This window comes from Nocardia sp. NPDC059236 (assembly GCF_042754085.1).
Lineage (GTDB): Bacteria > Actinomycetota > Actinomycetes > Mycobacteriales > Mycobacteriaceae > Nocardia.
In genome coordinates this window covers 217,349-235,165 of the sequence record NZ_JBHZAF010000012.1, presented here as the reverse complement: position 1 = coordinate 235,165, position 17,817 = coordinate 217,349, and the positions used below count along the sequence as shown (strand labels likewise).

Sequence of the window (17,817 nt, the reverse complement as noted above, 5' to 3'; positions counted from 1 at the left end):
GGGTGCTAGACGGGGCGAATCTGCCCGTCGCCCCACACAATCCACTTGGTGGAGGTTAGTTCGGGCAGGCCCATGGGTCCGCGGGCGTGCAGCTTCTGGGTCGAAATGCCGATCTCCGCACCGAATCCGAACTGCTCGCCGTCGGTGAAGGCGGTCGAGGCGTTGACCATGACGGCGGCGGCGTCGACGCGAGCGGTGAACTCGCGGGCGGCCTTCAGATCGGCGGTCACGATGGCCTCGGTGTGGCCGGTGCCCCATTCGTTGATGTGCTCGACGGCCGCGTCGAGATCGTCGACGACCTTCAAAGCGATGTCCAGGGACAGGTATTCGTCGGCCCAGTCGGTGTCGGTGGCGGGCACCAGGCCCGGCAGGTCGCCGTGGATGGTGACGCCCTTGTCCTCGAGGGCCTTGATCATGCGCGGCACCGCGGTCTCGGCGATGGCCCGGTCGATGAGCACCGTCTCGGCGGTATTGCACACCGAGGGCCGGCGGGTCTTGGCGTTGATCAGGATGGACTCGGCCATATCCAGATCGGCGTCCCGGTGGACGAATACGTGGCAGTTGCCGGTGCCGGTCTCGATGGTCGGCACCAGCGCATCGCGCACCACCGCATTGATCAGGCCCGCGCCGCCGCGCGGGATCACCACGTCCACCAGGCCGCGCGCCTGGATCAGGTGGGTGACGCTGGAGCGGTCCTCCGCCGGGAGCAGCTGCACCGCGTCGGCCGGAATCCCCTGCGCTGCAAGCGCTTCCCGCAGCACCTGGACCAATGCCGCATTGGACTTCGCCGCCGAGGACGAGCCGCGCAGCAGCGCCGCATTGCCCGACTTCAGCGCCAGCCCGAAGGCGTCGACGGTGACATTCGGCCGCGCCTCGTACACCATGCCCACCACGCCCAGCGGCACCCGCACCTGGCGGATTTCGAGACCGTTGGGCAACGTCGACCCGCGCACCACGTCGCCGACCGGATCCGGCAGCCCGGCCACCTGCCGCAGCCCCGAGGCGATGCCGTCGACGCGGGCCTCGGTCAGCCGCAGCCGATCCAGCAGCGACTCGGCGGTGCCGCCCGCCCGGGCGATCTCGATGTCTTCGGCGTTGGCGGCGAGTACCGCGTCCTTGGCCGCGAGCAGCGCGTCGGCCGCGGCGTGCAGCGCGGCGTCCTTCTGCGCGGTGGTGAGCTGAGCGAGCGTCCGCGACGCCACCCGAGCCCGGCGCGCCGAGTCGTGCACCACCTCGCGGACGGCGTCCCGATCTGTGGTCGTGGGAGCAGTCATAAGGACAGATTACTGATGACGATCTGCCGCCGGTCGGGGGCAGGTTGTTACCGTGAGCGCATGACCGCGAGCATCCGGTTGTCCTCGGGCACCGGCCGATGGGTTCTACTGGCCACCGTCCTCGGTTCGGGGATGGCCATGCTGGACGCGACCGTCGTGAATGTGGCACTGCCGCGGATCGGTGACGAGTTCGGCGCATCGATGGCGGGACTGCAGTGGACGGTCAACGCGTACACGCTGACGCTGGCCGGATTGATCCTGCTGGGCGGGTCGCTGGGTGACCGGTACGGGCGGCGGCGGGTGTTCCTGATCGGGGTGGCGTGGTTCGCCATCGCCTCCGCATTGTGCGGTGCGGCGCAAGACGTTTCGATGCTCATCGCGGCACGGGCCCTGCAGGGTGTGGGCGGTGCGCTGCTGACGCCCGGCTCACTGGCCATCATTCAGGCCTCGTTCCGGCCCGAGGAGCGGGCGCGCGCGGTCGGGGCCTGGTCCGGGCTGGGTGGCGTGGCCGGCGCCATCGGGCCCTTCCTGGGCGGCTGGCTGGTGGAGGCGGCCGGCTGGCGGTGGGTGTTCCTGCTCAATATTCCGCTGGCCGCGGTGGTGGTGGCGGTGACGATCCGGCATGTGCCCGAGACCCGCGATGCCGAGGCGCACGGGAGGTTCGACGTGCTCGGCGCGGTGCTGGCGGCCTTGTGCCTGGCCGGGATCACCTACGCCCTGACCATGGCGCCCGAGCACGGTACGAGTCGAATCCTGGTGTGGGGCAGCGCGATCGCGGGCGTCGCCGCGGGTACGGGATTCGTGGCAGTGGAGCGGCGGCGGTCGCGCGACGGCCAGGATCCCGCCGCCATGCTGCCCGTCGTGGTGTTCGCCTCCAAGCAGTTCACCGCGATCAATATGGTCACCTTCGTCATGTACGGGGCCATGAGCGTGGTCTTCTTCCTGCTGGTGCTGACCCTGCAGGTGGTGGCCGGATTCACGCCGATCGCCGCGGGCACGGCCATGCTGCCGGTCACCGTTCTGATGCTGCTGTTCTCGGCCCGCTCCGGCGCGCTGGCCCAGCGCATCGGACCCCGCTGGCCGATCACCGTCGGTGTACTGCTCGCCGCGACGGGCATGCTGCTGATGACCCGCATCGGCATCCACACCTCCTACCTGGCCGATGTGCTGCCCGCCGCACTGGTTTTCGGCTTCGGCCTGACGCTGGCGGTGGCGCCGCTGACCGCGACCGTCCTCGCCACCGCCGACGAACGCCATGCGGGCGTGGCCAGCGGCGTCAACAATGCGGTCGCCCGCGCCGCGGGTCTGCTGGGCGTGGCGGCCATTCCGCCCCTGGCCGGACTCACCGGCGCGGCGTACACCAATCCGCCCGACTTCGCCCACGGCTTCCACCTGGCCATCCTCACCTGCGCCATCCTCATGATCGCGGCCGCCGCCCTGGCCTTCTTCACCGTCCGCGACGACGCCCTCCGCACCGCCCCGCCCTCGTGTGAACCGGAGTGCCGCACCTTCTCCGCCGTCGCCAGCCCGCCCCTCGAACCCGACCACCACACCGCCCCGACTGGAAGCGAGCCCTCATGACCGCGCCCGAGCCGACCATCTCCCAGGTCACCGACACCGTCCCCCAGTACTTCGCCATCAAGGTCGGCGATACCCGCGCCGGCCTGACCGCCTACGTCGATCACGGCCGCCAGCGCATCTTCTTCCACACCGAGATCGACGAGGCCTTCGCCGGTCAGGGCCTGGCCTCCAAACTCATCAGCGCCGCCCTCACCGCCACCCGAGCCGCCGGCAAACGCATCGTCCCCAGCTGCCCCTTCGTCAAGGCCTACGTCGAAAAACACCACGACTTCGACGACATCCTCGACCCCGTCACCCCCGAGGCCACGTCCATCGTCGAATCCGCCCTCGGCTGAGCCGCCGGCACTACGGTCCGGACCATGGCGCGAATCGCGGTGGTGGGCAGCATCAATATGGATCTGGTGACGACCGTCGGGCGGCGGCCGGAGTCCGGAGAGACGGTGGCCGGGGACGGGTTCGCGCTGGTTCCGGGTGGGAAGGGGTCGAATCAGGCGATCGCGGCGCGGCGGGCGGGGGCCGACGTCGAGTTCGTGGGGGCGGTCGGCGGGGATGTGTTCGCCGACGCGCTGCGGAAGGTGTTGCACGAGGCCGGGGTTGGGGTCTCACGGCTGCGCGAGGTCGAGGGGCCCAGTGGGATCGCGACGATCGTGGTGGACCGGAATGGCGAGAACACCATCATCGTGGTGGCGGGCGCCAATGGGCGGATGACGGAACTGACTACGGCGGACCTGGATACGATCGCCGCCGCGGATGTGCTCATGTGCCAGTTGGAGATTCCGATTCCCACCGTGCTCGCGGCCGCCCGGCACGCGCGGGCCAATGGCACCACGGTGGTGCTGAATCCATCACCGGTGCAAGAGCTTTCGGACGAGTTGTGGGCCGAGGTCGACGTCGCGGTCGTCAATGAAGGTGAAGCGGCTCGACTGGCCTCCGCGCTCACCGACGTGCCGCACGTCATCACAACGCTGGGCGGCGCGGGGGCGAGCTATCGCGGTCCCGACGGTGTCGAGCTCGCCCATCCGGGGATTCGCGTGCAGGTCGTGGACACCACCGGTGCGGGCGACACCTTCACCGGCGCGCTCGCCGCGCATTGGCACGAGGGGCCCCCTTCCGCGCTGGCGTGGGCCTGTACCGCGGGGGCGCTGGCCACGACGAAACTGGGTGCCAGTGCCTCGATTCCGGAGTCGGCGGAGGTCGAGCGCGTGCTCGCGGGTCCGGGGCGCGATAGCCGGGTGTGATGATGTGGTGAGGGTCAACGAAAGGGTGCCTGCGCACTGGCCTTGGCCGCCAAGGGATTCCACGTCTACGCCGGGGTCCGCACCCCGACACCGGACCTGGACGCCACCGGCATCACCCAGCTCACGCTCGATGTCACCGATTCCGCGAGCGTCACGGAAGCCACCGGAAGCGGGATCCGATGCACGACTCGCGGTCGTGTTTGTCACATATACCGGCAAGGCTGCGCGACAGGGTATTTCAGCGCGTGGTCGGCTTGTCGGGCATCGTGCCCACCGCGACGGCGTAGCGGGCACCGGGAACAGATGGCGGCGATCCGCCTTTTCCCTCAATGTGGACATTCGACCAAAAAGTTGAACCCGACGAATGTCCGCACCGTTTGACATCGGCATCGGACACGAGATTCAGGAGATGGGCCAATGGATTTGAGACTGGGCGGCAGAACCGCGCTCGTGACCGGCGCGTCGGCGGGCATCGGCGCGGAGATCGCGCGGGTACTCGCCGCTGAGGGCTGCCATCTGCATCTGGCCGCCCGCAACAAGGAGCGGCTGGACGAGATCGCCGAGCGGCTGCGCGCCGAGTACGGGGTGCAGGTGCGCTCCCACTCGGTGGACCTGCGGTCGGCCGAGGATCTCACCGGGCTGGCGGACGCGGTCGGCGCGCCGGACATTCTGGTCAACAATGCCGGCGACATTCCGGCCGGAACCCTGACGGCCGTCGACGCCGAAACCTGGCGGCACGCATGGGAGCTCAAGGTCTTCGGCTACATCGACCTGAGCCGCCGCGTCTACGCGGACATGACGCAGCGGGGCGGCGGCGTCATCGTGAACGTCATCGGTTCGGCGGGCGAGCGGCCCGATGCCGAGTACATCGCGGGCAGCACCGGCAATGCGGCGCTCATGGCGTTCACCCGCGCGCTGGGCAGCCGCAGCTGGCGCGACGGCATCCGGGTGGTCGGCATCAATCCGGGCCCGGTGGCCACCTCGCGCATCACCACACTCATCGAGACCAATGCCCGTTTCGCCGAGATGGCGGCGGACTTCCCCTTCGGCCGCCCGGCCCATCCGCGTGAAATCGCCGATATGGCAGCGTTTCTGGCCTCGGACCGGTCCGGCTACACCACCGGCACCATCGTCACCATCGACGGCGGCCTGAGCCTGATCTGAAGCTCAGGCGACCGAGGTCGTCCTGCCCGTGTGCAGGGCAACCAGGTCGGCCATCTGCTGGCCGGCCCGTTCCAGGGGTGCGGTCGAGCGGGTCGCCAGCGACATGACGACCGCGCCCTCGACCGCCGCGATGATGGTGGTCGCCAGGGAGCGGGCGGTGGCGGGTTCCACGGCCTCGGCCTCGAGCCGGTCGGCCAGGATGCCCTCCCACTCTCCGAAGGTCTCCCCCGCCACGTCGGCCGCCTCGGGCGATTCCGAGCGGCCGAGCGCCGCGGCCACGATCGGGCAGCCCGCGGTGAAGTCGCTCGAGACCAGCACGTCCCGCCACAGGGCCGGGAAGGCGGCGATGGCGCCGGCCAGATCGGTGCCGGCGGTGGCAGTTCGCATGAGTGCGCTGGTGGCCTGTCCGGCGGTCCGGGTGGCCTCGGCGACCAGTTCGGATTTGCCGCCCGGGAAGTTCAGGTAGATGGACCGGCGGGAGATGCCGCTGTGCTCGAGCAGCTGCGCGATGCCGGTCCCGGCGATGCCATTGCACCGCATCAGGGCGATGGCGCTGTCGATGAGGCGGTCGCGGGCACCCATGGACGGTTCCTCCTTGCTCTATACCGATCGGTGTACTACCGTTTTCGGATATACCGATTGGTCTACTCAGTGTAGTCCGCCGCTCAACTCTTCGACGAGGAATCGGGGCCACACCATGCCGTCAGCATCCACCGCGCGACAGTCGACCCTGCACGATCCCCTGCCGCTGGCCAGCGGTCAGGTGCTACCCAATCGGATCATGAAATCCGCCCTCAGCGAAGGGCTGGCCAACGGCGACAATGCCCCCGACGCGCGGCTGGAACGACTGTACGGCCACTGGAGCCGCGGCGGCTACGGCCTCATCGTCACCGGCAATGTCATGGTCGACCGCCGGCACTGCGGCGAACCCGGCAATGTGGCCATCGAGGACGAGCGGCACCTGGAGGCCCTCACCCGCTGGGCCAAGGTCGCCAAGGACGGCGGCGCCAAGGTCTGGGTGCAGCTGAATCATCCCGGACGGCAGGCCAATCCGATCGTCACCCGCACCCGCGCGGTCGCACCCTCGGCCATTGCCATGGGCATCCCCGGCGTGCCCGCCCCGCGCGAGCTGACCGAGGACGAGATCCTCGACATCATCGCCCGCTTCGGCCGCGCCGCCCGGGTCGCCGAGGCCGCCGGATTCGACGGCGTCCAGATCCACGGCGCGCACGGCTATCTGGTCTCGCAGTTCCTGTCCCCGCTGTCGAATCAGCGCACCGACGCCTGGGGCGGCGACGCCGAGCGGCGGCGGCAATTCGTGGTCGAGGTGGCGCGCAGCATCCGCGCGGCGGTGAGCCCGGGCTTCGGGCTGGGCATCAAACTCAATTCGGCCGACTTCCAGCGCGGCGGATTCACCGAGGACGAGTCGCGCACGGTCATCGAGGAGCTGTCCGGCGAGCAGGTGGACCTGTTCGAAATCAGCGGCGGCAGTTACGAATCTCCCGCCATGATGGGCCGGCCGCGCACGGCCTCGGCCGGCACCCGCGCCCGCGAGGCGTACTTCCTGGACTACGCCGAGACCGCCCGGCAGGCCGCGGGCTCGGTCCCGATCGCGGTGACCGGCGGTTTCCGCTCCCGCGCCGCCATGTCCGACGCGCTGGCCGGCGGCACTTGCGACCTGGTCGGCCTGGGCCGCCCCGCGGCCGTGATCCCCAGCGCCGCAGCCGATCTGCTCACCGAGCGCACCGATGCGCTGCGCCCGCCGCACATCTCGCTGGGCCTGCCCCCGCGCCTGGCCGCCAATGGCGGCCTGAAGTCCTTCGACGGCGCGCTCGACCTGCAGTGGCACACCGATCAGCTGCACCGGCTCGGCGCGGGCAAGGATCCCGATCCGGACCGCTCGCCCTGGCTGACGGCGGTGACCATGCTGCGCCGCAACGGCTTCGACGCCTTCCGCAGCAAGCGATCCGCCGCCCCGCGCACCACCGCCGACCGGGCGGCCCGCAAGTTCCGCACCGAGCGCGCCGTGGGCCGCTACGTGATGAACCCGACCGTCCGCGCCCTGGACCGGATCGGCATCCGCACCGCCTTCGCCAGCGAGATCGAAACCGTCGGCCGCAAGTCCGGGCAGCCGCGCCGCGTGCCGGTGTCGCTGCTGTTCGACGACGAGGGCGCGTGGGCCATCTGCCAGCACGGCCTGCGGTCGGGCTGGGGCCTGAACCTCACGGCCAACCCGAATGTCCGTGTCCGCCAGGGTGATAACTGGCGCACCGGCACCGCCGCGCTGCTCCCCGACGACGATGTGGTGGCCCGCGCCCGCACCTTCGCCCCGCATCCGGCGCTGGCCCCGTTCACCCGCGGCTTCTTCGCGGCGCTGGAGAGCGATCCGGTGACGGTCCGGATCACCTTCACCGATCGATAGTCCGACGGCATTTCACCGTAATCGGGAATTTATTTCCGTGTGATATGGTGAAAGCGAAATCGAATTCTCCTGTCTACCATCGGGTCTCGCGGTAGCGATTACCGATAATGGGCTGCCGCGCATCCTTACGTGGAGGGAGAATTCGATGGACAACGGCTCGACGGACAACAGGGGCCCGAGCCGGACCGCGATGATGGCGGCGGCCGGACGCGCCGCGCATCTGATCGTGGATCGCCCACCGCATCTGTTCCAGGACACCGTGGCCGAGACGCTGCTGGGCGAGCGGGCCGCCGAACTCATCTCCTATCACCGGGAGTCCGGCGATCACCCGGTGCTCAGTGGCACCAGATCCCAGGTCAGCGCCCGCAGTCACTACACCGAGGCCCGGCTGGCGGCCGGCGAGTTCGAGCAGTACGTGATCCTCGGCGCGGGCCTGGACACCTTCGCCTACCGCTCGCCCCTGGCGGGGCGGGTCGCGGTCTACGAGGTGGACCATCCCGCCACCCAGGCGTGGAAGCGGGAATTGCTCGCAGCCGCCGGAATCGGCGTCGACACGGTCGAATTCGTCGGCGTCGATTTCGAACGCGACGACCTGGCCGCGGAATTGGCCGCGCACGGCTTCGACCCGAATCGGCCCGCCCTGGTGAGCTGGCTGGGCGTCACCATGTATCTGACCGAATCGGCGATCGGCGCCACCCTGGACACGCTGTCGGGCTGGGCGCCCGGCACCGAATTGGTGATGGAGTACGCGCTGTTACCGGAGCTGCGTGACGAATCCGGCCGTGTCTTCGCCGAATTCGCGCTCGCCGCCACCGCCGAACAGGGTGAGCCGCTGCTCAGCTTCTTCTCACCCGAGTCCGTGACGGCGCTGCTCGATCGGCACGGATTCACTGTGGCCGAACATATTTCGCAGCACACCGCTGTCGACGCCGCCCTCTGGCAGCGCGCGGACGGCCTGCACCCGGTCGACTTCTGCCGGCTGGTGCGCGCTCACATTCCGGGACGGACCAGGATCTGAATGTGATCGTCGGGATTGCGCAGTGACTCGATGGCGCCCGCGACCCCGTCCAGCCCCACCTGATCGGTGATGAGCGAGGCGGCGTCCACGGTGCCATCGGCGATGCGGCGCAGGGTCTTCGCGTACTCCTCGTGCGGGTACACCATGCACATCTGGAGCGAGATGTCCTTGTAGATGCCGACGATGGGCCGGATGACGTCGTCGGTCATGACCGCGCCGATCTGCAGGATGGCCGTCTCGCGCGGAACCTTGTACATGAGGTCGTTGAGCAATCCCGGCACCGAGGCGCACACCCACACGTGCAGCTTCTGCCCCGGCGCGGACAGCTCCTGCCACACCTCGACCGGATCCTCGACGGCCGGATCCACCACCCGGTGCGCGCCCAGCCGCAGCGCGGCCTCGCGGCGCAGCTTCGACGGATCCGAGGCCACGATGGGTGCGACGCCGCGCTCGGCCAGCGCGGCCACCGCACCCAGACCGACCGGCCCGCAACCGATCACGATCCCGGTCCCGTCCGGCCCGATGCCGGTGCGCGCCACATTGCCGAACCCGACCGCCAGCGGCTCGGTCAGGGCGGCGACATGCGGCGGCACATGATCGGGAATGGGCTCGAGCGCCATGGCCTGCAACACCATGCGCTCGCCGAAGCCGCCCGGAAACTCGTTGGAGTATCCGACTCCGTGGATCCCGCCCGCGGCGTCCAGCGCCCAGGGCAGCGCGACCACGTGCTGCCCCGCCACGAACGGCGTGTCCGGTCCGGCGCCGATGACCCGGGCGGCCAGCTCGTGGCCCAGCACCAGGTCCCGGTGCGGATCGAACAGGAAGGTCGGCACGCCGCTGTCGCGCGAGGCCTGCAGGAACTCGTCGGTGTGGTCGAGCGCCTGCTTGTCGGATCCGCAGATCCCGCAGGCGATCGTCTCGACCAGCACCTGCCCGGGTCCCGGGACCGGTTCGGGCACCTCGTCGACCACGAGTTTCCGATTCCGCATGACGACCGCACGCATGTCACTGTCCTTCCGTGCCGGGAGCGCGGGTGCGGGTGGGTCAGCCCCTAGCCCACTCGTGGCCCCAGTAGCTGTCGGCGGTCATCTCCTCGGCGACGTAGTCGTCGCCGACGAGCATGCCCTCGCAACCGAATTCGAGATCCCAGTTGCCCGGCGTGCGGACGTAGAAGGAGATCATCTTGTCGTTGGTGTGGCGGCCCAGCGTGGAGGACAGGTGGTAGCCCGCCTTGTTCACGCGGTCCAGGGCGCGGCCCACATCGTCGAGCGAGTCCACCTCGATCATGACGTGCACGATGCCCGGGCCGTCCGGGCGCGAGCCCGGGATGAGCGCCAGGCTGTGATGGCGGGCATTGACGCCCATGAAGCGGATCCAGATCGGATGCTCGGGCGGGCCCACCCGGAACGAGCCGCGGGAGGCGAAGCCCAGCACCTCGGTGTAGAACTTGCGCGCCTCTTCGATATCGCGCACCGGCAGCACCACGTGGCCCAGACCGAGGTCCCCGGTGACGAACCGGTTGCCGAACTTGCCGACCACCGGGCTGTGGTCCAGCAGCGGGCCGTGGAAGACCTCGATGGTGAACCCGGACGGATCGACGAAGGCGATGGCCTCCTCGACGTGCCGGTTGGCGGCCTCGGCCGGCGTCAGCGTGGTGATCGCGACGCCGGCCTTCTCCAGGATCTCGCGCACCAGCTCCAGCGAGCGCCGGTCGGCGACCTGCCAGCCGACGGCGATGACCGCGTCGCGGTCGCCGGGCACCAGCTCGAGCCGGTAGGTGTGCTCGTCGACGCGCAGGTACACCGAATCGGCGTTCGGGCCGGAGCCCTCGGCGAAACCGATGGTGTCGAAGGCGAATGCGCGCCAGGCGTCCACATCGGCGATCTGGGCGCGCACGTAGCCGAGCGAGGCGAAGGCAGCCATGGTGATACTCCTCGGGAGATTCGGGATATCAGGAATAGGTGACGGTGACGTCGTCGGTGACCGGAACGGCCTGGCAGGCGAGCACATAGCCGTCGGCGATGTCCTCGTCCTCCAGGATTTCATTGCGGCGCATGCTCACCTCGCCGGAGACCACCCGGCACACGCAGGCGCTGCACGCGCCCTCCTTGCACGAGTACGGGGCGTCCAGGCCCTTGGCGAGCATGGTGTCGAGCAGGGTCTGCTGCCGCGGCCAGGTCAGCTCGTGGTTCTCGCCGTCGAGCTCGACCCGCGCGAGGGCGGCGTCACCGTCGTCGGCCACCACCTCGGTTGCGGCCGTGTCGATCTCGAACGGGTTGCCGGACAGCGAGACGAACTTCTCCGAGTGGACGCGCTTGCGGTCCGCGCCGAGCTCGGCCATGGCCGCCGCGACCGCGTCCATGAACGGACCGGGACCGCAGACGAAAACCTCCCGGCCCGCCCATGGACGCGCCATCGCGGCCAGACCGGCCACGCTCGGCAAGCCCTGCACCGACTGCAGCCAGTGCAGCACCAGGAGTCGATCCGGGTGCGCGGCAGCCAGTTCCGCGAGCTCCTCGGCGAAGATAACCGAATTCTCGTGCTGGTTGGCGTAAATCAGCGTGCAGTGGCCGGAGCCCTGCGCCAGCACGGATTTCAGGATGGACAGCACCGGCGTGACACCGCTGCCGCCGGCGAACAGCAGCAGGTCGGTGTCCAGCGAATCCGGGGTGAAGATGCCGGCGGGCGGCAGCACGTCCAGGGTCAGGCCCTCGGTGGCGTTGTCGCACAGCCAGTTCGAGCCGTAGCCGTCGACGGTCCGCTTCACGGTGACCTTCAGCGGACCGCCCTCGTGCGGCGCGCTCGACAGCGAGTAGCAGCGGCTCACCGACCCGGTGAGATCGCTCGGGATGCGCAGGGTCAGGAACTGTCCCGGACGATACGAGAACCGGTCGGCGTGCGCGGCGTCCGGCGCCAGCTCGAGCGACACCGCGTCGGCCGTCTCGCGCACCACGCGCACGATCCGCACCGATGTGATCCCGCTCACCTGCGCGGCTTCCACAGCCGCGTCCACCTCGAAGTCCGTGACCGTCATCCGTTCCACCAGTTCCATTCCTGTGCTGTCAGTTTCGACCCCGTCCCGGAGGGGTATCCGCTACTCGGGGCCGACCGCCGACGATGTCGGGAGGCCCACCCGGAGAACGCCGACCGCAGCCGGCGACTCCACTCAGGCCAGAGTTCGCCCGCGAGTGCGCACGTCCACGTCACGCGTGCTGACGGTCAACGCACCCGAGGCGACGGCCTCGTCGATGCTGGCCCGCAGCGCCGGGCACGTGTGAGCTCGCAGTCTGGTGTCCGCGAGTTCCGTGCAGGCGGCCTGCGCGTCCCTGTTCCACTGCACGCTGGTGTGCTGGTCGCTGTACTTCTCCACCAGCACGCAGGTCCCGCAGGACCGGCACGAAACCTTGTCCATGGCAGCGTCTCTCAGCCCTGTGCCACTGCGTCGGAGACGTTGCTCGCAACGGCGGCTTCGCGCTTGGCGATATTGTCGGCAACCTCGGCCTCCCACGCGGTGACCGCGCGGGTGGTGTCCACCTCGTACTCGAAGCGGTCGGTCATCTCGTCCTTGACCTCGGCCGTGTCCACGTAGAACTGCTCGTACCAGCGACGCAGCTGGTAGACCGGCCCGTCCTCCTCGCACAGCAGCGGATTGTTGATGCGCGACTTGCGCTTCCAGATGGCCGCGTCCTGCTCGAAGCCCTTGCCCAGGCCGCCCACGAACTTCTCGGCGATCTCCTGCGCCTGCGCGGCGGGCACACCCTCCGGCTTCTTGGCGATCGCGCCGTACATGAGCACGAACTGGTTCTCGTTGATCGGGTAGTGGCAGTTGATCAGGTAGCCCTCGACGACCAGCCCGTTCGGGCTCTCGCTCTTCAGGTAGTCGATCATGTAGGAGGGCCCGTAGTAGGAGGCCTCCGACTGCAGGACGTTCTTGCCGCCCAGCGCCTTGGCGGTCTCGCCCATCATGTCCTCACGCGACACGGAGGTCATGTACTGGCTGGCGGTGTGGCCCTCGAAGACGTTCTTGAAGAAGGTCGGGAAGCCGTAGTGCACGTAGAAGAAGTGAGCCATGTCCACGACATTGTCGACGACCTCGCGGCAGTTGGCGTCGACGATCATCGAGTTCCAGGTCCAGTCGGTCCACTCGTCGTCGAAGGCGGCGTCGATGCGCGGGATCGCCAGCTCGGCCGGCGGCTGCTTGCCCTCCGGGTCGTTCCAGACGAACAGCATCTTGTTCTCGACCATGGTCGGCCACGCCTTGGTGCGGGCCAGCGGGGGCACGCGGCGCGCGTACGGGATGCCGCTGCACTTGCCCTTGCCGTTCCAGCGCCAGTCGTGGAACGGGCAGGCGATGGAGTCGCCCTTGACGGTGCCGTCGGCCAGGTTGCCACCCATGTGGGGGCAGTACGCGTTCAGCACGTTGAGGGTGCCGTCCTCGGCCGCGAACACCACGATCTCGGTGCCGAAAGCCTTGACGGTGTGCGGCTTTCCATCGCGGAAGGAGTCGGCCAGACCCAGGCAGTGCCAACCGCGCGCGAATCGCGCCGGGGGCTTGCCCGCGTCGATGACCCGCACCTCACCGTCCATGGTGGTCATGTGAATTCCTCTCCCTTGCCTTGCTTCGATGGTTGCGGCCGATGTGACGGCGACGACAGCGCAGTCTCACTGGCCGGGCTGTGACTACTGATGGACGAGACGACCGCGCCGGCCGATGGCCGGGACGACTACGCCCACTGATGTTCGGGACGACCGTGCCTACTGCGTGTCGAGACGACCGAACGCCGCGCGATAGAACAGCAGCGGCTTCGCCTCGGAATGCTCATTCAAGCAGGTCACGCGGCCGATGACGATGGTGTGGTCGCCGCCGTCGGCTTCGTCGTACAGCTCGCAGTCGATGGAGGCCATGGCCCCGGCGAGCAAGGGCGAGCCGTTCTCCGAGGCGGTCCACTCCACGCCCGCGAACTTGTCGGCACCCGGACGCCCGAGCTGACGGCAGATCTCGGCCTGATCGTCGGCCAGGATGTTCACGCAGAACCGGCCCACCGCACGGATCCTCGGCCAGGTGCTCGAGGTCCGCGCCGGGAAGAAGCTCACCAGCGGCGGGTCGATGGACAGCGATGCGAACGACTGGCACGCGAAGCCGAGGGGTTCGTCCTCGTCAAGGGCGGTGATCACGGTGACTCCCGAGCAGAACCTGCCGAGAACGGTCTTGAATGCCGTCGCGTCGATGGCCGGTGTCCGGCCGCCGGGCACATTGACACCAGTAAGCACCGGCGCCTCCTTATTTCGATCCGAAATATAGCTAGCAGTCATGACAGCAGGTCGCGCGCAGGAGGCGTCAACTCCGTGGTTCGGTGATCGGGACACGGATGCGTAGGTTTTACGTAGTTCTCCCGATTCCGCAGGTTGTGGCACGAGGCACTGTGATGGGTAGCACAAGCTCCGAACTAGGTACATGCCTAATCGGAATAGTCCTAGACTGGATATGAACCAACGGAGGTACATATGTCCGTCACCATGCTGCCCCCGGCGGAGACTCGACACCCACACAACCCCATGCGCGCCAAGGAATCTCGCGCCAGCGCTGAAGTTCCCGTCTCGATGATCGAGCGGATGACCTTGATCCTGGACGCATTCGACGCATCCACCCCCACCCTCACGCTGCTCGGCCTGGTCGAGCGCACCGGGCTGCCGCGGTCCACCGTGCACCGGATCCTCGACCAGATGATCAAGCTGCGCTGGCTGGCCCACACCTCGGGCGGCTACCGGCTGGGCATGCGCGCACTCGAGCTCGGCGGACTCACCGCCGACCACAACGAGATTCGCGACGCCGTGTCCCCGCTGCTGCACGAGCTGAGCCAGCGCACCGGCATGGTCGGACACCTGGCCGTCCTCGACGGCCGCGACGTGGTCTACCTGGACAAGGCCGGCGGCCGCTTCGCCGCCAGCCTGCCCACCCGCCTGGGTGGCCGGATGCCCGCGCACGCCACCGCGCTCGGCAAGGCGATGCTCGCCTGCCTGGAGCCGAACATCGCCGAGGCCGCGCTGCGCACCCGGCTGCCGCGCCTGACCCCGCGCACCATCTGCGAGCCCGAGGCGCTCTCGCGCGAGCTGCAGCAGATCCGCATGCGGCAGGGCGTGGCCATCGACCGCGAGGAGGCCGTCGCCGGAATCGCCTGTGTCGCAGCGCCGCTGCGGGGCCGCGGCACCGCGCCCGCCGCGCTGTCGCTGTCCGGGCGCGCCGACGGCATGAGCTACGACCGGCTGGCCCGCGTCGTGCTCGAGGTCGCGCACGAGGCCGGCCGCACCCTGTTCCCGCGTCGCGCCCACTGGCGTTGAGCGGAGCCAGGGCATGCGGGGGCGATACAGTTCGATCATGACCGATGGCGTGCCTGCCGAAGAGGCGCAGGCGATTCCGGAACTTCCCACAACGGCGTGGGCGGTTCTCGGAATGCTCTCGCACGCCGAAGAACTGTCCGGATACGACCTGAAGAAATGGGCCGACTGGAGTCTGCAGTTCTTCTATTGGAGTCCGTCGTTCAGCCAGATCTACGCCGAGCTCAAGCGTTTGGAAAAGCACGGCTACGCGATCTCCCGGACCGTGGTGTCCGAGGACGGCATGCGCGGCAAACGCATGTATGCCATTACCGAGAGCGGGCGCGAAGCAGCGTCGAACTGGGTCAACCACTCCCCCGTCGAGGCCCCCGTCCTCAAGCACAGTGTGATGCTGCGGGCCTGGCTGGGGCACCTGGCCGAGCCCGAGCGCATGCGCGAGATCCTCACCCAGCACATCGAATACACCGAGACCATGCGGCGGCGTGCACAGGCCGACGCCGAGGGCGCGGATGTGAATCCGGACTGGGCATATCCCAGCGCGGTATTGCGCTGGTGCGTCAAGCATTACGAGGCCGAAAAGGAATTCGCCGAGGAACTGCTGGCGGATTTGGACAAATTGGCGAGACAGCGTAGCCGCCGGAAGCCTGCGAAGAAGCAGAATTCCAGCGATTCCCACTGAACGGACTTGGTGATAGTCGGCGCCCAGTGGCCGTGACACGGTTCACACGATCGTGTTACTACCCACCCTGGAGGACGCCACATGTCCTTGAACGACGACAGAGCCACCTCCGTCGACACCGCGGCACCACCGAGTCCCGCGCCGAACGAATCCGGGCGCCTCGACGGCGCCTCGAATCTGAGGATCTGGTCGGTCCTCGCGGTCATCGTGCTGTTCACCGAGGTCTCCCCGATGCAGTACGTCATGGTCGCGTCGGCACTGCGACAGATCGCGCCCACCTTCCCCGACCAGGGCGCGAACATCAACTGGGCCATCATCGTCTTCGGCATCTTCGGCGCCGCCGTGTCCCCGCTGATCGGCAAGCTCAGCGACATCTGGGGCAAGAAGAAGATGTTCCTGGTCTGCGGTGTGCTGTTCCTCATCGGCACGGCCCTGTGCGCCGTCACCAGCAACTGGGCGGTGTTCCTCGTGGGCCGCGCGCTGGAGGCGACGGCCATCGCGACGACCGTGGTGTCCTACGGCCTGATCCGGGACCTGATGCCGCGCAGGCTGGTTCCCGTCGGCCTCGGCATCGCCTCCACGGGTCTGGGCGTATCCGCCCTCGCCGGTCCGCTGATCGGCGGCTACATCACCGATCACTACAGCTGGCGCGGACTGTTCTGGTTCCTGTTCGTCTTCACCGTGATCATGATTCCGCTGCTGATCATCGTGGTGCCGGAGTCGAAGCTGCGCACCCCGCAGCGCCTGGACATCGTCGGCGCGGTGCTGCTCGGCGCGGGCGCCACCCTCACCCTGCTGTACCTGGACAAGGGCCAGGACTGGGGCTGGACCAAGCCCTCCACGCTGGCGTGGCTGATCGGCGGCCTGGTGCTGCTGGCCCTGTTCCCGATCGTGGAAATGCGTGCCAAGCAACCGATCATGGACATCAAGCTGCTGTTCAACCCGCGCGTCAGCGTGGTGCTGTTCATCGGCCTGCTGGCCTCGTTCATGATCGGCTACCAGTCCTACGCGACCGGCTACATGACCCAGTCGCCACCGTCCGATCAGGTCGTGTCGCAGGTCAAGGACGCCACCTGGGATCAGGTGAAGGCCGGCGCCCTGGCCCAGGCACAGGCCCAGGCTCTCACTCAGGCACGAGCGCAGGGGCTCGCCGCGGCCGAGGCACAGGCCAAGGCTGCGCTGCCGCCGGGCATGGACCTGCCGCCGGATGTGGTCAAGAAGCTGACGGACACGGTGAATGCGCAGGTGACACCGGAGGTCGTGAACGCGCAGGTCCCGCCGGAGATGGTGTACCAGCACTTGCCGCCGGACATGGTCAAGGTGGATCTGCAGCCGGGCTACAGCTACGGCGACAACTTCTCGCTGCTGAAGTACGCCACCCACGTGACCCTCGCACAATCGTTGATCGCCATGATCTTCGGCTTCCTGGGCGGCCTGTGGATCCGCCGCTCGGGCGCCCGCTGGCCACTGGTGACGGCACTGGTCATCTTCGTCGGCGGCGGCCTGGCCTATGCGGCGCTCTCGCACGGCTGGCAGACGCAGGCGCTGATCAGCGCGGTGTACGGCATCGCGTTCGCGCTGTACTACGCATCCACGCCGAACCTGATAGTGGAAGGCGTTCCGGCGGAACAGCAGGGCATCAGTGCGGGCATGCTGGGCGTCATGCAGGCCATGGGCGCCGGTATCGGCCTCGCGGTGGCCACCGCGTTCCTGACCGCGAATCCGGTCAAGGCAGTGGTGTCGGTGGCGGGCCAGGCGCCGGTCACCAAGGACATCCCGCTGCTCTACGCCGACAAGGGCTACGAGATCAGCTTCTACTTCGTGGCCATCTCGGCCGCGGTGGCACTGATCGGAGCGCTCATCATGAAGCACGGCCGGACCCCGGCCACCGGTGGTGCCGCGCATTGACACTCGTGTGAGGCACTGACAACCGAATGAACAACGGCCCGGTGGCGATTCGCCTCCGGGCCGTTGTGGCGTACTGGAAAACTCCGTCACCACTATGACCCGAAGCGTGCACTGACCGCACTTTCCTGACCGCTGAGCGGGACCTCACCTCGTTGTTCCGCACTCGTCATATTTCGATTGGAAATAGGTCGCCAGCC

The 17,817-nt window shown here is 68.5% G+C and carries 17 protein-coding genes; 9 read left to right on the top strand and 8 right to left on the bottom strand.

Features of this window, described 5'->3' with window-relative positions; all coding sequences use genetic code 11:
• Positions 1–5: 5 nt before the first annotated feature.
• Positions 6–1,274, bottom strand: coding sequence for a glutamate-5-semialdehyde dehydrogenase (locus tag ACFXIV_RS29545; RefSeq protein WP_379398831.1), 1,269 nt, complete (start codon positions 1,272–1,274; stop codon positions 6–8).
• Between the two features lie 60 nt (positions 1,275–1,334).
• On the opposite strand from ACFXIV_RS29545, the gene ACFXIV_RS29540 reads away from it, so the two are divergent.
• The 4 genes from ACFXIV_RS29540 (at position 1,335) to ACFXIV_RS29525 (ending at position 5,257) form a co-directional block, all read left to right on the top strand.
• Positions 1,335–2,855, top strand: a complete 1,521-nt coding sequence (locus ACFXIV_RS29540; RefSeq protein ID WP_379398832.1) for an MFS transporter — start codon at positions 1,335–1,337, stop codon at positions 2,853–2,855.
• A complete protein-coding gene (locus ACFXIV_RS29535) occupies positions 2,852–3,190 on the top strand; it encodes a GNAT family N-acetyltransferase (RefSeq protein ID WP_379398833.1) in 339 nt (112 codons plus the stop codon). The genes ACFXIV_RS29540 and ACFXIV_RS29535 overlap by 4 nt, the downstream gene beginning before the upstream one ends.
• A 24-nt stretch (positions 3,191–3,214) precedes the next feature.
• Entirely contained in the window at positions 3,215–4,093 is an 879-nt protein-coding gene (locus ACFXIV_RS29530) for a ribokinase (RefSeq protein ID WP_379398834.1), read from the top strand.
• 417 nt (positions 4,094–4,510) lie between these two features.
• Complete coding sequence (locus tag ACFXIV_RS29525) at positions 4,511–5,257, top strand: short-chain dehydrogenase/reductase (RefSeq protein ID WP_379398835.1); 747 nt, start codon at positions 4,511–4,513, stop codon at positions 5,255–5,257.
• A 3-nt stretch (positions 5,258–5,260) separates the two neighbouring features.
• Here ACFXIV_RS29525 and ACFXIV_RS29520 read toward each other — a convergent pair whose 3' ends face one another.
• Positions 5,261–5,839, bottom strand: coding sequence for a TetR/AcrR family transcriptional regulator (locus ACFXIV_RS29520; RefSeq protein WP_379398836.1), 579 nt, complete (start codon positions 5,837–5,839; stop codon positions 5,261–5,263).
• Positions 5,840–5,954: 115 nt separating this feature from the next.
• On the opposite strand from ACFXIV_RS29520, the gene ACFXIV_RS29515 reads away from it, so the two are divergent.
• Both ACFXIV_RS29515 and ACFXIV_RS29510 read left to right on the top strand, forming a co-directional pair.
• The gene (locus ACFXIV_RS29515; RefSeq protein WP_379398837.1) at positions 5,955–7,679 is read left to right on the top strand and encodes a nitroreductase family deazaflavin-dependent oxidoreductase; all 1,725 of its coding nucleotides are present in this window, start codon (positions 5,955–5,957) and stop codon (positions 7,677–7,679) included.
• Between the two features lie 145 nt (positions 7,680–7,824).
• Positions 7,825–8,697 (top strand): class I SAM-dependent methyltransferase, encoded by an 873-nt coding sequence (locus ACFXIV_RS29510; RefSeq protein ID WP_379398838.1) that lies wholly within the window; start codon positions 7,825–7,827, stop codon positions 8,695–8,697.
• Here the strand turns inward: ACFXIV_RS29510 and ACFXIV_RS29505 are convergent.
• From ACFXIV_RS29505 to ACFXIV_RS29480, 6 genes are all read right to left on the bottom strand, one after another.
• The gene (locus ACFXIV_RS29505) at positions 8,670–9,701 is read right to left on the bottom strand and encodes a zinc-binding dehydrogenase (protein ID WP_379398839.1); all 1,032 of its coding nucleotides are present in this window, start codon (positions 9,699–9,701) and stop codon (positions 8,670–8,672) included. The two genes, ACFXIV_RS29510 and ACFXIV_RS29505, sit on opposite strands and share 28 nt — an antisense overlap.
• 40 nt (positions 9,702–9,741) lie before the next feature.
• The gene (locus ACFXIV_RS29500; RefSeq protein ID WP_379398840.1) at positions 9,742–10,620 is read right to left on the bottom strand and encodes a VOC family protein; all 879 of its coding nucleotides are present in this window, start codon (positions 10,618–10,620) and stop codon (positions 9,742–9,744) included.
• 28 nt (positions 10,621–10,648) lie between these two features.
• A complete protein-coding gene (locus ACFXIV_RS29495) occupies positions 10,649–11,731 on the bottom strand; it encodes a 2Fe-2S iron-sulfur cluster-binding protein (RefSeq protein ID WP_379398841.1) in 1,083 nt (360 codons plus the stop codon).
• Between the two features lie 132 nt (positions 11,732–11,863).
• Positions 11,864–12,109, bottom strand: coding sequence for a hypothetical protein (locus ACFXIV_RS29490; RefSeq protein WP_379398842.1), 246 nt, complete (start codon positions 12,107–12,109; stop codon positions 11,864–11,866).
• A gap of 11 nt (positions 12,110–12,120) precedes the next feature.
• The gene (locus tag ACFXIV_RS29485) at positions 12,121–13,293 is read right to left on the bottom strand and encodes a Rieske 2Fe-2S domain-containing protein (RefSeq protein WP_379398843.1); all 1,173 of its coding nucleotides are present in this window, start codon (positions 13,291–13,293) and stop codon (positions 12,121–12,123) included.
• 159 nt (positions 13,294–13,452) lie between these two features.
• A complete protein-coding gene (locus tag ACFXIV_RS29480) occupies positions 13,453–13,968 on the bottom strand; it encodes a flavin reductase family protein (protein ID WP_379398844.1) in 516 nt (171 codons plus the stop codon).
• A gap of 234 nt (positions 13,969–14,202) precedes the next feature.
• On the opposite strand from ACFXIV_RS29480, the gene ACFXIV_RS29475 reads away from it, so the two are divergent.
• The 3 genes from ACFXIV_RS29475 (at position 14,203) to ACFXIV_RS29465 (ending at position 17,620) form a co-directional block, all read left to right on the top strand.
• A complete protein-coding gene (locus ACFXIV_RS29475) occupies positions 14,203–15,036 on the top strand; it encodes an IclR family transcriptional regulator (RefSeq protein WP_354834982.1) in 834 nt (277 codons plus the stop codon).
• Between the two features lie 37 nt (positions 15,037–15,073).
• Complete coding sequence (locus tag ACFXIV_RS29470) at positions 15,074–15,712, top strand: PadR family transcriptional regulator (protein ID WP_379398845.1); 639 nt, start codon at positions 15,074–15,076, stop codon at positions 15,710–15,712.
• Positions 15,713–15,793: 81 nt separating this feature from the next.
• Positions 15,794–17,620 (top strand): MFS transporter, encoded by a 1,827-nt coding sequence (locus ACFXIV_RS29465; protein WP_379398846.1) that lies wholly within the window; start codon positions 15,794–15,796, stop codon positions 17,618–17,620.
• The last annotated feature ends 197 nt before the right edge of the window (positions 17,621–17,817 follow it).